This window comes from Leucobacter sp. M11 (assembly GCF_035726885.1).
Classification (GTDB): domain Bacteria; phylum Actinomycetota; class Actinomycetes; order Actinomycetales; family Microbacteriaceae; genus JAPFRB01.
In genome coordinates, this window is sequence record NZ_JAPFRB010000005.1 from 176,029 (window position 1) to 176,365 (window position 337).

Sequence of the window (337 nt, forward strand, 5' to 3'; positions counted from 1 at the left end):
GAAGCGATCCGCCCAGCTCCGGTGGTGCGGGATCGGCTTCGGGCCGCGCACCTTGAGCACGGGCAGGTCCTCGGTCTGCTTGCCCGCGAGCACCGCAGCCCACCAGCGAGGCAGCTCGCTCCGGCTGGCCCGGCCGTGGAAGCTCTTCATCGCGGCGAGCTCACCCTGGGAGCGGGGCATGCCGAGCGCCGCTGCTACGAGGGAGGCGTCGGGGAGGAGCCGCCCGGGGGCGGTGTCCGTCTCGCGAGCGAAGGCGTCGCGGGCGAGCCACAGCTCACGGGCCACGGCGAGGGCGCGCAGGCCCGTCACGCGGTGCAGGCCGGACATGCGTCGCCAG

General features: G+C 75.4%; 1 protein-coding gene. It reads right to left on the bottom strand.

Annotation, left to right across the window (positions count from 1 at the left end):
- Positions 1-337, bottom strand: a 337-nt coding sequence (locus tag OOT08_RS16175) for an HRDC domain-containing protein (protein ID WP_325093851.1), incomplete at both ends; no start/stop codon positions are given.